Annotated in this window: 11 protein-coding genes; 2 read left to right on the top strand and 9 right to left on the bottom strand. The window is 64.1% G+C overall.

The features are described 5' to 3' along the window. Window positions 1-4: 4 nt before the first annotated feature. The gene (locus YUA_RS0142525; protein ID WP_027536102.1) at window positions 5-1,891 is read left to right on the top strand and encodes a TRAP transporter large permease subunit; all 1,887 of its coding nucleotides are present in this window, start codon (window positions 5-7) and stop codon (window positions 1,889-1,891) included. A gap of 24 nt (window positions 1,892-1,915) precedes the next feature. Then, window positions 1,916-3,577, top strand: a complete 1,662-nt coding sequence (locus YUA_RS0142530) for an acyl-CoA synthetase (RefSeq protein ID WP_027536103.1) — start codon at window positions 1,916-1,918, stop codon at window positions 3,575-3,577. Window positions 3,578-3,793: 216 nt separating this feature from the next. On the opposite strand, the gene YUA_RS0142535 is transcribed toward YUA_RS0142530, so the two are convergent. From YUA_RS0142535 to YUA_RS0142575, 9 genes are all read right to left on the bottom strand, one after another. Continuing rightward, window positions 3,794-4,771 carry a TRAP transporter substrate-binding protein gene (locus YUA_RS0142535; RefSeq protein WP_027536104.1) on the bottom strand — a complete coding sequence of 326 codons (978 nt, stop codon included), beginning with the start codon at window positions 4,769-4,771 and terminating at the stop codon, window positions 3,794-3,796. 39 nt (window positions 4,772-4,810) lie between these two features. Next, window positions 4,811-6,124, bottom strand: coding sequence for a TRAP transporter large permease (locus YUA_RS0142540; RefSeq protein ID WP_027536105.1), 1,314 nt, complete (start codon window positions 6,122-6,124; stop codon window positions 4,811-4,813). A gap of 2 nt (window positions 6,125-6,126) precedes the next feature. Continuing rightward, on the bottom strand, window positions 6,127-6,726 hold the full coding sequence (locus tag YUA_RS0142545) for a TRAP transporter small permease (RefSeq protein WP_027536106.1): 600 nt from the start codon (window positions 6,724-6,726) through the stop codon (window positions 6,127-6,129). Window positions 6,727-6,887: 161 nt separating this feature from the next. Next, window positions 6,888-7,685, bottom strand: a complete 798-nt coding sequence (locus YUA_RS0142550; RefSeq protein ID WP_027536107.1) for an MBL fold metallo-hydrolase — start codon at window positions 7,683-7,685, stop codon at window positions 6,888-6,890. 13 nt (window positions 7,686-7,698) lie between these two features. After that, entirely contained in the window at window positions 7,699-8,475 is a 777-nt protein-coding gene (locus YUA_RS0142555) for a TatD family hydrolase (RefSeq protein ID WP_027536108.1), read from the bottom strand. Between the two features lie 15 nt (window positions 8,476-8,490). Beyond that, window positions 8,491-10,452, bottom strand: a complete 1,962-nt coding sequence (gene metG, locus YUA_RS0142560) for a methionine--tRNA ligase (RefSeq protein WP_156947627.1) — start codon at window positions 10,450-10,452, stop codon at window positions 8,491-8,493. Window positions 10,453-10,500: 48 nt separating this feature from the next. Next, window positions 10,501-11,547: a DNA polymerase III subunit delta' gene (locus YUA_RS0142565; RefSeq protein WP_027536110.1), complete on the bottom strand. Its 1,047-nt coding sequence runs from the start codon at window positions 11,545-11,547 to the stop codon at window positions 10,501-10,503. Beyond that, on the bottom strand, window positions 11,544-12,230 hold the full coding sequence (gene tmk / locus YUA_RS0142570; RefSeq protein WP_027536111.1) for a dTMP kinase: 687 nt from the start codon (window positions 12,228-12,230) through the stop codon (window positions 11,544-11,546). The genes YUA_RS0142565 and tmk overlap by 4 nt, the downstream gene beginning before the upstream one ends. 2 nt (window positions 12,231-12,232) lie before the next feature. Further along, complete coding sequence (locus YUA_RS0142575; protein ID WP_027536112.1) at window positions 12,233-13,495, bottom strand: D-alanyl-D-alanine carboxypeptidase family protein; 1,263 nt, start codon at window positions 13,493-13,495, stop codon at window positions 12,233-12,235. Between the last annotated feature and the right edge of the window lie 10 nt (window positions 13,496-13,505).

Genomic DNA, 13,505 nt, shown 5'->3' on the forward strand with positions numbered 1-13,505 from the left:
CGTCATGGCTCATGTCGAGGTTCAGGTGACCGAAATAGTGGGCGAGGCGGCTGTACAGTCCCCTCGCCGACCTTCATGGCTAACCTCGCTGGAGCGCATTCTCGGCCTCGCCGTCGAGATCCCCGCAGCAATCCTGGTCGTCGCCGAGATCGTGATCCTGTTTGCCGGCGTGGTCGCGCGCTACGTCGTGCACCGGCCGCTGATCTGGTCAGACGAACTGGCCTCGATCCTGTTCCTGTGGCTGGCGATGCTGGGTTCGGCGGTAGCGTTCCGCCGTACCGAGCACATGCGCATGACCGCAATTGTCGCCAGTGCGCGGCCGCCCTTGCGCGCCTGGCTTGACCTGGTCGCAACCTGCGCGGCTCTGGCGTTCCTGGCGCTGATCGTGTGGCCATCCTCCGATTACGCCTACGAGGAAAGCTTCATCACCACGCCCGCGCTCCAGATCTCCAACATGTGGCGTGCCGCGGCGCTGCCGACCGGCATCTGCCTGATGGCGTTGTTCGGACTGCTGCGGCTGCGCACTGCTGATTACCGGATGGTGCTGACGGCCGCGATCTCCGTTGCCGTCGTCGTCGGCCTGTTCTGGCTGGCGCAGCCTTACCTGCGGCCGCTCGGCAATCTCAACCTCGTCATCTTCTTCGTCGGCGTCGCCGGCTTCTGCGTCTTCGCGGGCGTTCCCATTGCGTTCGGCTTTGGCCTTGCGATCTTCGGCTATCTGGCGCTGACCACGCGCACGCCTGTCATGGTGCTGGTCGGGCGGATGGACGAGGGCATGAGCCATCTCATCCTGCTCTCGGTGCCGCTGTTCGTGTTCCTGGGGCTGCTGATCGAAATGACCGGCATGGCGCGGGCCATGGTGGCATTCCTGGCGAGCCTGCTCGGCCATGTCCGCGGCGGCCTGCATTACGTGCTGGTCGGCGCCATGTATCTGGTCTCCGGCATTTCCGGCGCCAAGGCCGCCGACATGGCCGCGGTCGCGCCCGTGCTGTTCCCGGAGATGAAGCAGCGCGGCGCCAAGCCCGGCGATCTCGTCGCGCTGCTTGCGGCAACCGGCGCGCAGACCGAAACCATTCCGCCGAGCCTCGTGCTGATCACGATCGGCTCGGTCACCGGCGTCTCGATCGCGGCGCTGTTTACCGGCGGCCTGCTGCCCGGCGTCGTGCTCGCGGTCACGCTCTGCATGCTGGTGTGGTGGCGTTACCGCCACGAGGACATGAGCCATGTCCGCCGCGCCACCGCATCCGAGATCGGCAAAACCTTCGTCGTCGCCCTGCCCGCGCTCGCGCTGCCCTTCGTGATCCGCTACGCTGTGGTCGAAGGCATTGCGACCGCCACCGAAGTCTCCACCATCGGCATCGTCTATGGCGCCCTCGTCGGCCTGATCGTCTACCGCCGCTTCGACTGGCGGCGGCTGTTTCCGATGCTGGTCGAGACGGCGGCGCTGTCGGGCGCGATCCTGCTGATCATCGGCACGGCCACCGGCATGGCCTGGGGCCTGACCCAGTCCGGCTTCTCGCGCTCGCTGGCATCCGCCATGACCGGATTGCCTGGCGGACCTGCAACCTTCATCGCCGTGTCCATCCTGGCCTTCACCATCCTTGGAAGCGTGCTGGAGGGCATCCCTGCGATCGTGCTGTTCGGGCCGCTGCTGTTTCCGATCGCCCGCGCCGTCGGCGTGCACGAGGTGCACTACGCCATGATCATCATCCTGGCGATGGGTATCGGGCTATTCGCCCCGCCGTTCGGCGTCGGCTATTATGCCGCCTGCGCCATCGGAAAGGTCGATCCGGCCGAGGGCATCAGGCCGATCTGGGGCTATCTGCTGGCGCTGCTGGTGGGATTGATCATCGTCGCGGTCTTCCCCTGGATCTCGATCGGATTCCTGTAGCGCGCGGCGTCAAGGAGGGTGTCGATGAGCGATCGGCAGAACCAGTACAATATCGGGCTCGACAAGACCCCCGCCAATTATGTGCCGCTGTCACCGCTGAGCTTCCTCGCGCGCAGCGCCGCCGTCTACCCCGATCACGTCAGCACGGTCTATGAGGGCCACAGCTTCACATGGGCCCAGACGCATGAGCGCTGCAAGCGCTTTGCGTCCTGGCTCGCCGGCAAGGGCATCGGCGTCGGCGACACTGTCGCTGCGATGCTGCCGAACATTCCGGCGATGAACGAGGCGCACTTCGCGGTGCCGATGACGGGTGCCGTGCTCAATGCGCTCAACATCCGCCTCGATGCGCCCTCGATTGCGTTTCAGCTCGACCATGGCGGCGCAAAAATCATTCTGGTCGATCCCGAATTTTCCGGCGTGATCACCGATGCGCTGGAGCAGATGAGCGGGCCCAAGCCGTTCGTGATCGACGTCGACGATGCCGCTTTCAAAGGCGGCAAGCGCATCGGCGAGATCGAATATGAGGCTGCCGTCGCGCAAGGCGATCCGAACTTCGCGGCGATCCTGCCCAGCGACGAATGGGACGCGATCGCGCTGAGCTACACCTCGGGCACCACCGGCAATCCCAAGGGCGTCGTCACCCATCATCGCGGCGCGTACCTCAACGCCGTCAGCAACATCCTGGCCGGCAATCTTGGTCAGCACCCGGTCTATCTCTGGACCTTGCCAATGTTCCATTGCAACGGCTGGTGCTTTTCCTGGACCCTTGCGGCGGCCGCCGGCATCAATGTCTGCCTGCGCAAGGTCGAGCCGACGAAAATCTTCGAGCTGATCAGGCAGCACGGCGTCACCCACATGTGCGGCGCGCCGATCGTCTACAACACGCTGATCAATGCGCCCGATGCGCCCAAAGAAACGTCAACCGGTAACGCGGCCCGCCGCGTCGTCGGCCTGATCGCAGGCGCTGCGCCGCCTGTCGCCGTGCTCGAAGGCGCCGAAAACATCGGCATCAAGCTGACGCACGTCTATGGCCTGACCGAGGTCTACGGCCCCGCCTCCGTCTGCGCCGAGCAGCCCGGCTGGGACGAGCTTCCCGCTGCCGAGCGCGCGCGCATGAAGCGCCGGCAGGGCGTGTCCTACCCGCTCGAGGAAGGCGTCACCGTCATCGATCCCAAGACCATGAGGCAAGTGCCGCGCGACGGCGAGACCATCGGCGAGGTCATGTTCCGCGGCAACATCGTAATGAAGGGCTACCTCAAGAACGAGAAGGCGACGAAGGAAGCCTTCGAGGGCGGCTGGTTTCACACCGGCGATCTCGGCGTGCTCGACGAGCACGGCTACGTCACCATCAAGGATCGCTCCAAGGACATCATCATTTCCGGCGGCGAGAACATCTCGTCCGTGGAGGTCGAGGACATCCTCTACAAGCACCCGGCCGTGCTGTTCGCTGCCGTGGTCGCAAAGCCCGATCCGAAGTGGGGCGAAGTCCCCTGCGCCTTCGTCGAGCTCAAGGACGGCGCAAGCGCGACCGAGGCTGACATCATCGCCTTCTGCCGCACGCATATGAGCGGCTTCAAGACGCCGAAGGCGGTCGTGTTCGGACCGATCCCGAAGACGTCGACGGGCAAGATCCAGAAATTCCTGCTGCGCAACGAGGTCGGCTCGGCCAAGGCGATTACAGCCTGAGTGCGTTCCGGTTTCAGACACGCTTGGAAACACCGGCCGTTACGATCGCGCTTGGTCCTGAAACGATTGGTTCGCAGCGGCAACATTCGTCAGCGCGCCGTCGAGCCAGGTGCACTCGTATACCGCAAGGCGGCGCTGCGCTACGCCTGGTGACCAGCCGCAGTGATGGGTGGGGGCGCGTGGGCGCCCTCACCCATTCGTGCCGCGATCTTCCCGTCACATCTTCTTGTAGGCGTCGATCACTGCCTGACCGTCCGCACCAGCCTTTTTGAGCCAGTCGGCGGTGAGCTGCTGACCTATTTTCTCGAATCCGGCTTTCAGCGCGGGGCTCGGTGGTTCGACCGTCATGCCCTTTGCCTTAAGCTGATCGATGTACCAATTGGCCTTTTCCTCCCAGGCCTTCCAGCCGCGGGTTTCGGCCGTAGCAGCGGCCTTGAGGATGGCCTCCTGGGTCGGCTTGTCGAGCGCTTCGAACGCGGCCTTGTTCACGAAAGTATAATCCTTCGGGATCCAGGCCTGCACGTCGTAGAAGTATTTCAGCGATTCCCAGGCCTTTGAATCGTAGCCGGTGCCGCCCGATGACATGAACGAATTCACCACGCCGGTGGCGAGTGCTTGCGGCAGTTCGGCAGCCTGGATCGTCACCGATTGGGCGCCGACCAAGTCACCGATACGCGCGGTTCCGACATTGTAGGCGCGCCATTTCAGGCCCTTCATGTCCTCAATCGTGGTAAGTGGCTTGTTGACGTAGACGCCCTGCGGCGCCCACGGCACAGCGAACAAGAGCTTCAGACCTTGTGCATCCAGCTTCTTTTCAATGAGGGGCTTTGACGCCTGATACAGTTTCATCGATTGAGGAAAGCTGGTCGCAAGGAACGGCACGACATCGATCCCGAACAGCGGATCTTCGTTTTCGTGGATCGACAGCAGCAATTCACCCATCTGGGCCTGCCCGGTGACGACTGCGCGTTTGATGTCTGGCGCCTTGAACAGCGAGGCATTCGGATGAACCGTGATCACGAGTTTGCCGGCAGTCGCGGCTTCGACGTCCTTGGCGAAGGCGACCAGATTTTCCGAGTGCGGATTGTCGATGGGATATGCGGCTGGCAAATTCCATTTGGTCTGGGCCAACGTAGGCGTAGCGGCCAACAGCGCGCCGGCGATCAGTCCTGAGAATAGCAAACGAGACGTCATCGAACTTCTCCTCACGGTAAGGCGGCAATCCCGGCGCGATCAGTCGGGGAAAGCCAGCTTGGGCAGCACCAGCACGATTTGCGGGTATTCGGTGATGATGAAAACTGCGGCCAATAGCAGCACAAAGAACGGGAATGCCGCCCGGGCGACCGTCAACGTATCGCGGCCGCTCATGTTTTGCAGCACGAACAGGTTGAAACCGACCGGTGGCGTGATCTGCGCCATTTCGACATGGATGATGAGGTAGACACCGAACCAGACGAGATCGAGGCCGGCCTGCTTGACCATCGGCAACACGATGACCGCGGTCAGCACGATCATCGAGATGCCATCGATCAGGCATCCAAGGATGATGTACATGATGCTCAAATAGAGCGCGAGCATGCCTGGCGTGAGTTGCTGTCCCTGAACCCAACTGGCGAGCGCGGTGGGAATACCGGTATAGGCCATCGCGGCTGTGGTGTAGGCGGCGCCGGCCAGGATCAGCATGATCATGCAGGTCAGCCGCGTCGCGCTCATGGTGCTTTCGAGGAAATTCTTGCGCGAAAGCGTGCCGCTCCACCACGCCAGGATCAGCGCGCCGGCGACGCCCCAGGCGGCGCATTCGGTAGCGGTCGCAAACCCGAGCACCAGTGAGAGGAAGACCGCAAGGATCAGCAGCATGCACGGTGCGAGCTTGGCCGACTCGCGCAGCTTCTGCCGGAACGGCATCGGCGGGTCGCGCGGCGGGACTTTCGCAGGGTTCAGCAGCGACCAGATGATGATGTAGCCGGAATAGAGCACCATCACGAGCACGCCCGGCAGGAACCCGCCAAGGAACACCTGGAGCACGGAAACATTCGCCGTGACCGCGTAAACCACCATCGGAATTGACGGTGGAATCAGGAGGCCGAGCGTACCGGATCCCGCCAGCGAACCGAGGCTGAGGCCCTTGTCGTAGCCGCGCTTGTCGAGTTCGGGCAATGCGATCTTGCCGATGGTCGCACAAGTCGCGGCCGACGAGCCCGACACCGCCGCAAAGATGCCGCAGCCGATGACGTTCACATGGGTCAGCCGTCCGGGCAACCATTGCACCCAAGGCGACAAGCCGCGGAACATCTCTTCCGACAATCTGGTACGAAACAGGATTTCTCCCATCCAGATGAACAGCGGCAATGCCGCCAGCGTCCACGACGCACTCGCGCTCCAGGTCGTGGTCGCGAGTACGCTCCCAAGCGGCAGGCTCGTGGTCAGCGCCATCGCCACGAAGCCGACGAGCCCAAGCGAGACCGCGATCCATACGCCGCTCGCCAGCAGCAGGATCATTACGCCGAGCAGAATGAACGACAGTTCGATCATGCCGAGGCTGGCCATCGTCAGCCCCCGCCGCCCTGCGAGATGCGCTCGATAAATTCGTCCGGCGTTTCCTCAGGCGATCCCTTCTCGTAGCTCGGCCGACGACCGCGCAGCACATTGACCATTTCATCGGCGACCGCGATCCCCAGGATCATGAGGCCGCCGGCGAAGCCCAACTGCGGAATCCAGAGAGGAACGGCGACGACGCCTTGAGCAACGTCTTTGAAGCGCCAGGAGTCGTAGGCCATCTGCGCAGCATATCGGGAGAAGTAGAGAATGAAGACAGTCGCAATCCCGAGCGCCACGATCTCGGCACACTGCCGGGCGCGCCCATGCAGGCGCTCGAGCAGCAGACCGACGCGGATCATCTCTCCACGTTTGAAAGTGTGCGCGAGTCCGAGGAAGGCCATCGCGGCCATGCACCAGGACGCGAAATCGTCGCCGGCTGGAATGTTGATGGCAAATTGCCGGCCAACCGACATGACCATCATAATCGCAAAGATCGCAACCAGGAACGCCCCGGCTGCATAGCCTGCGCCGAGATAGAGAAGGTCGAGAGCGCGCCGGAGCAATCCCGGCGCCGCCACATCATCGTCATGCTCCGCCAATGCGGCCCCCATCCTGACGCGCCACGACTCAACCGGACCACACGACTTCTGAGCCAGTTGGTGCTGGCTGATTATCGCTGCCGTTCCACGCCTGTCTTTGAGACGTTAGACCAACACGATCGCAACCACGCAGGCAAGGACCATGCCGGTTTGTCTCGGTGCCCCAGGTACTTTTACACCGTATCGAGCCGCATGCCGTCATAGGCCGGCACCACGCCCGCAGGCAGCTTGTGCCGGATCACCTCGTAATCGACGTCGGCCGTCATGTTGGTGATGACGGCACGCTTCGGTTTGAAGCGCTCGATCCAGGACAGCGCGTCGTTGATGCTGAAATGGCTGACATGCGGGGTGTAGCGCAGGCCATCGACGATCCAAAGATCAAGATTCTCCAGCGCACCCCAGCTTTCGCGCGGGATGTCGTTGAGGTCGGGCGTGTAGGCGGCGTTGCCGATGCGATAGCCAAGCGCCGGGATCTGGCCGTGCTGAACCAGGAACGCGGTCATCGTCACCTCCCCGCCCTTGCCGCCGATGGTCTGGCTATGGCCGGCCTCAATGGAATGCCGGGTGAGGATCGGCGGGTAGTCACTGCCCTCCGGCGAGATGAAGCAATAGGAGAACCGCGCCATGATGTCCTTGGCGGTCGACTGGTTGAAATAGACCGGAATGCGCTTGCGCATATGAATCACGACCGAGCGCAGGTCGTCCATGCCGTGGGTCTGGTCGGCATGCTCGTGCGTCAGGAACACCGCGTCGATGTGGTCGACATTGGTATCGATCAGCTGCTCGCGCAGATCGGGTGAGGTGTCGATCACGATGCGCGTGGTGCCGTGGCCCGATGTCTGCTCGACCAGCAGCGAGCAGCGGCGGCGGCGGTTTTTTGGATTCTTGGGGTCGCAAGCGCCCCAGCCGAGTGCCGGGCGCGGCACGCCGGCGGAGGAGCCGCAGCCCAGGATCGTCAGCGTCAGCGTCATGCGGCTCAGAACCTCAAGCTTTCACCTTGGAGAACAGGCGGAAGAAGTTTTCGCTGGTCTGGCGTGAGATCTCATCGAGCGACACGCCGCGCGTCTCGGCCAGCACCTTGGCGACCTCGACCACATAGGCCGGCTCGTTGCGTTTGCCCCGGAACTTGCCGGGCGCAAGGTAGGGCGAATCTGTTTCAACCAGAATACGGTCAGACGGCAATTCGGCCGCCAGCGCGCGCAAGGCATCCGACTTCTTGAAGGTCAGGATGCCCGTAAAGCCGATGTAGAGTCCGAGCGACACCGCCTTCAGCGCCAGTTCGCGCCCGCCGGTGTAACAATGCAGCACGGCGCGAAACGATCCCTTCGCCGCCTCCTCTTCCAGGATGCGGGCGCAATCCTCGTCCGCTTCGCGGGTGTGGATCACCAGCGGCAGGCCGGTGGTGCGGGCCGCCGCGATATGGGCGCGAAAGCCCCTTGCCTGCGCTTCCGGCGAGCCGTCGTCGTAGAAATAGTCGAGCCCGGCTTCGCCGAGCGCGACGACCTTGGGATGCTGCGTCAGCGCGATCAGCTCGTCCGGCGTGATGCCGTCTTCCTCATCCGCGTTGTGCGGATGAGTGCCGACCGAGCAATAGACGTCGTCGAAGCGCTCAGCGATGGCGAGAAGCTGATCGAGCTTTCGCACCCGCGTCGAGATCGTGACCATGCGGCCGATCCCAGCCGCACGCGCACGCGACACGATCCCGTCGAGATCCTCCGCAAAGTCCGGAAAATCCAGATGGCAGTGACTGTCGACCAGCAGCATGGTTCGAACGCCTCAGGCCGCCGGCTCAATGTAGCGCGGGAACGCCGGCGTCGGCGCGGGTAGCGTCGAGCCGGGTGTGATCCGCCTGCCGCCGCCGAGCATTGCAAAATCGCGCTCGCCCGCGGGGATACCGAGGCTGTCGAGCAGCAAGCCCGAGGCGGTCGGCATCGCCGGCTGGGCCAGGATCGCGATCTGGCGCACGACTTCGGCGGTGACGTAGAGCACCGTCTTCTGCCGCGCAGGATCGGTCTTGGCCAGGGCCCACGGCGCCTCACCCGCGAAATAGCGGTTGGCTTCCGCGACCACGGCCCACACGGCATTGAGCCAGTGATGGATCTGCTGCGTCGTCATCGCCTCGCGCGACGCGTCGATCATGCCGTCGGCCATCGCCAGGATCGCCTTGTCGTTATCGCTGAACTCGCCGGGCTCCGGCAGCACGCCGCCGAGTTGCTTGGCGATCATCGACAGCGAGCGCTGAGCGAGGTTGCCAAGATCGTTGGCGAGATCGGCATTGATGCGCGCGACAATGGCTTCATGGTTGTAGTTGCCGTCCTGCCCGAACGGCACCTCGCGCAGGAAGAAATAGCGCATCTGGTCGACGCCATACTGGTCGGCAAGGTTGAAGGGGTCGACGACGTTGCCGACCGACTTCGACATCTTCTCGCCCCTGTTGAACAGGAAGCCATGGGCATAGACCCGCTTCGGCAGCGGGAGCCCGGCCGATAGCAGGAACGCCGGCCAGTGCACTGCATGGAAACGGATGATGTCCTTGCCGATGATATGCAGGTCCGCCGGCCAATAGCGCCAATTGGCATCGGTCTCGTCGGGGAAACCCAAGCCCGTGATGTAGTTGGTGAGTGCATCAACCCAGACATACATCACGTGCTCTTCGTCGCCCGGCACCTTGACGCCCCAGTCGAACGTCGTGCGCGAGATTGAGAGATCGCGCAGGCCGCTTCTCACGAAGCTCACCACTTCGTTGCGACGCGCATCCGGGCCGATGAATTCCGGGTGCTCCTCGTAGAGCTTCAGTAGCTTGTCCTGATAGGCCGACAGGCGAAAGAAATAGCTCTTCTCCTCGACCCACTCGACCGGCGTACCCTGCGGCCCGAGCCGCACGCCGTCATCGTTCAGGCGCGTCTCCTCCTCGGCGTAATAGGCCTCATCGCGCACCGAGTACCAACCGGAATAGCTGTCGAGGTAAATGTCGCCGTTCGCTTCCATGCGCCGCCAGATCTCCTGGGTCGAGCGATGGTGCTGCTCCTCGGTGGTGCGGATGAAGCGGTCGAACGACACGTTCAGCCGCTCGTCCATCTCCTTGAAGCGGCCGGCATTGCGGGTCGCGAGCGCGGCCGGTGTCAGGCCCTCGTTCTGCGCCGTCTGGACCATCTTCAGACCATGCTCGTCGGTCCCGGTCAGGAAGAACACGTCCTTGCCGTCGAGCCGCGCAAAGCGCGCCAGCACGTCGGCGGAGATCGCCTCATAGGCGTGGCCGATATGCGGATTGCCGTTGGGATAGGCGATCGCGGTCGAGATGTAGAAGACGTTGTCGCGCGCCGGGGCTGCCACGGGCGCGACGGCCAGCGGAGCTGCAACGGGCTTCGGTGCACGGGGCGCCTTCGCCTTAACGGTCTTGGGCGGAATCGAGACGGAAGCCAGAGCTGCAATCGCGGCAGGCGCGGTCGCCCTCGCCTTCTTGGTGACCTTCTTCGCCGGAGTCTTGGCTGGCTTCTTGGTCGCGTTCTTCACCGTCTTCTTGGCGACGACCTGCTTCTTCGCAGCCTTCTTGCCGGCCTTCGTCGAAGTCTTCGCTGCGCTCTTCTTCACGCCCTTCTTGGGGGCAGCCTTCTTGGTCTTTTTGACCCTCTTGGCACTTTTGCGCGCAAGCGCCTTCACAGCCTTCTTCGCGACCTTCTTGGCAGCCTTCTTCTTGCTGCTCTTGCCCTTGGCGGTTTTCTTAGCTCGCGTTGCCACCACGAATTCCTTTTACCGGCTTCTCGAAATTTGGAAACGAATTTGCACCTAGCGCGTTGCGTCCGCCAGCCAGCCGAACACCGAGAAAACCAAGGGCTTTCGCTCCAGATTGTAGGTTTCGGTGTCGCGCGCGGCGCGGACGATCTTTTCCCATACCTCAGCTAGGCGCGCAAGGCGCGGCAGGTTTTGGTTGGCATTGGCCTCGTCCGCATGCAGGCGTTCGGCGATCCAGCGATCAATGCCGTCGATGAAGGCTGCAAGCGCGACGCGGTCGCTGGTGCCAAGGGATTCGCCGAGCGTGTGCAGTTCGCGCGGATCGACTTGCGGCAGACGCGCCAGCAGCGCTGCCGTGCGCTGCTGGAGTTTGAGCGCATCGCCGCCGAGCAGCGTCAGCGTCCGTGCAACGCTGCCTTCGGAGGCCTCCGCCGCCTCGCGCAGCGCCAGGTCGGTCGGAGCGAGGTCGGCGGCCGCGGCGGCTGCGGCAATCACCTCGTCGGTCGTGAGCGAGCGCAGGCGCAGCTTGCGGCAACGCGACTGAATCGTGGCGAGGACGCGGGCGGGCGCGTGGCTCACCAGCAGGAACAGCGATTGCTGGGGTGGCTCCTCGAGGATTTTCAGCAGTGCGTTGGCCGCATTTGGATTGAGCTCGTCGACGGTGTCGACGATGCAGACGCGCCAGCCTTCGGCCGCCGCCGTCGAGCCAAAAAACGAGATGGTCTCGCGCGTCTCGTCGACGGTGATGACCGTGCGCATCACGCCTCGATCGTTGGCGGTGCGCTCAAGCGTCAGCAGGCCGCCATGCGAGCTGGCCGCGACCTGCCGCGCCACACCGTCATCAGGATCGACCGCGAGGTCCTCGGCGGCGTGCACTGCGGGCGCCAGCGGCTGGCCGTGAGCGAGCACGAAGCGCGCCATGCGATAGGCCAGCGTCGCCTTGCCGATGCCCTGCGGCCCGCCGATCAGCCAGGCATGCGGGATGCGCCCGCTGCGATAGGCCGTGAGCAACGCGGTCTCGGCCTCGCGATGGCCGAACAGAAGGCTTGTCTCACGCGGATGCGGAATGGCGGATTCACGCTCGACCTGACGCGGGCTCATGCTGTGATCACCGAGGCAGGCGTCGGCAAGAGACGGTCGCGCAGCGCGGCCCAGACGCGTCCGGCAACCGTATCAAGATCGGAATTGGCATCGATCAGCACGCAGCGCCCGGGATCATCCGCGGCGATCTTGCGATAGGCCTCGCGCAGGCCCTGATGGAAGGCGAGCTTCTCGCCCTCGAACCTGTCGGGCGTGCCGCTGCCGCGCCGCGCCGCCGCGCGTGCCAGGCCGATCTCGACCGGCAAATCGAGGACGAAGGTGAGGTCCGGCTTGAGATCGCCGATCGTGACCCGCTCCATGGCGTTGATCAGCTCCGCGGGCACACTACCGAGGCTTCCCTGATAGGCCCGCGTCGAGTCGGCGAAACGGTCGCACAGCACCCAAACGCCCTGCTTGAGCGCAGGCTCGATGACGGTGCGGACATGGTCGTCGCGCGCAGCGGCAAACAGCAGCGTCTCGGCCTCCGGCCCGAGCAGCTTGCCCATCCCCGACAGCACCAGATGGCGCATGATCTCGGCGCCCGTCGACCCGCCGGGCTCGCGCGTGACGAGGGTGCGGAGCCTCGCCGCATTGAGACGATCGGCGAGCTTTTTGATCTGGGTCGACTTGCCCGTCCCCTCGCCGCCTTCAAAGGTGATGAAGCGTCCGCGTCCGGACGGCCGCTGTCCCGTGCTCTCACTCATGATCAGAGCTTCTCGGCGCCCGCGCGGAACATGCCGATCACGAGCTCGCTGGCACCGTCGATCGCGCGCCGCACGGTCGAGCCGGTGCCGATCGCCTCGGCCGCGTAGACCGGCGTCTCCACCGCGATGTTGCCGCCGCGCCAGACCTTGACCACGCCGACTTGCTGGCCGGCCTGGACCGGTGCGCGCACCGGGCCGTTATAGACGACGCGCGCGATCAGCTTGTCGCCGCCGCTCTTGTGCACCATCACCTTCACCGGCTCTTTCGCGACGAGCTTCACCGAGCGGGTCTCGCCGCCAAACACCTTGGCGTAGCCGACGGGCTGGTCGGCCGCGATCAGCGTGCGGGTCTCGAAATTGCGAAAGCCCCATTCCAGCATCTTCTTGGCTTCGGTGGCGCGGTCCTCGATGTCCTCAAGCCCGTTGACGACAACGATCAACCGCGTGCCGCTCTGCACGGCCGAGCCGACCATGCCGTAGCCGCCTTCCTTGGTGTAGCCGGTCTTCAGGCCGTCGGCGCCTTCCATCGAATTGAGCAAAGGATTGCGATTGGGCTGGCGGATCTTGTTCCAGGTGAACTCCTTCTCGCCGAACAGTTTGTAGAATTCGGGGAAGTCCAGGATGATGTGCCGGGCGAGCATGCCGAGCTCGCGCACCGTCATCTTGTTGCCGGGGTCAGGCAAGCCGTTGGAATTGGCGAAGGTCGACCTGGTCATGCCGAGCTCGCGGGCGCGCTTGGTCATGAAGTCGGCGGCAAAGATCTTCTCGTTGCCGGCAATGCCTTCGGCGAGCGCGATGCAGGCGTCGTTGCCGCTCTGGATGATCGCGCCGCGCAGGAGATCGTCGACCGAGACCTTGCTGTTAATGGCGGCGAACATGGTCGAGCCGCCGGAAGGCGCGCCGCCCTTGCGCCAGGCGTTCTCGCTGATCCGGTATTCGTCGGTCAGCTTGACGTCGCCCTTCCTGATCGCGTTGAACACGACCTCCGCGGTCACGAGCTTCATCATGCTGGAGGGTGCGCGCAGCTCATCGGCGTTCTTCTCGAACAGCACGCTGCCGCTGGAGGCCTCGATCAGGATTGCGGTGGGGGCATCGCCGTCGAAGCCGGCATCCTCAGTCTTCTTGGCGCCCTGGACGCTCTGGTTGGCGGCGTAGATCACCCCGCTCCAGCTGAGGCTCACCGCGAGCGCCGCCGCGACAAGCCCGCGCGCCAATGCTCCGGCTGTGAGCCCGGTGCGACGGAGCGAGAGGAGACGAAATGCCATGGCGAAGCCC

Source organism: Bradyrhizobium sp. WSM3983 (assembly GCF_000473045.1).
In the GTDB taxonomy this organism is placed as follows: Bacteria; Pseudomonadota; Alphaproteobacteria; order Rhizobiales; family Xanthobacteraceae; genus Bradyrhizobium.

What these genes read in the sequence shown, in the direction of transcription:
- YUA_RS0142545 (WP_027536106.1), bottom strand. Translation starts at nt 6,726, where the DNA reads ATGGGGGCCGCATTGGCGGAGCATGACGATGATGTGGCGGCGCCGGGA.
- tmk (WP_027536111.1), bottom strand. Translation starts at nt 12,230, where the DNA reads ATGAGTGAGAGCACGGGACAGCGGCCGTCCGGACGCGGACGCTTCATC.
- YUA_RS0142565 (WP_027536110.1), bottom strand. Translation starts at nt 11,547, where the DNA reads ATGAGCCCGCGTCAGGTCGAGCGTGAATCCGCCATTCCGCATCCGCGT.
- YUA_RS0142535 (WP_027536104.1), bottom strand. Translation starts at nt 4,771, where the DNA reads ATGACGTCTCGTTTGCTATTCTCAGGACTGATCGCCGGCGCGCTGTTG.
- YUA_RS0142550 (WP_027536107.1), bottom strand. Translation starts at nt 7,685, where the DNA reads ATGACGCTGACGCTGACGATCCTGGGCTGCGGCTCCTCCGCCGGCGTG.
- YUA_RS0142530 (WP_027536103.1), top strand. Translation starts at nt 1,916, where the DNA reads ATGAGCGATCGGCAGAACCAGTACAATATCGGGCTCGACAAGACCCCC.
- YUA_RS0142540 (WP_027536105.1), bottom strand. Translation starts at nt 6,124, where the DNA reads ATGGCCAGCCTCGGCATGATCGAACTGTCGTTCATTCTGCTCGGCGTA.
- YUA_RS0142525 (WP_027536102.1), top strand. Translation starts at nt 5, where the DNA reads ATGGCTCATGTCGAGGTTCAGGTGACCGAAATAGTGGGCGAGGCGGCT.
- YUA_RS0142575 (WP_027536112.1), bottom strand. Translation starts at nt 13,495, where the DNA reads ATGGCATTTCGTCTCCTCTCGCTCCGTCGCACCGGGCTCACAGCCGGA.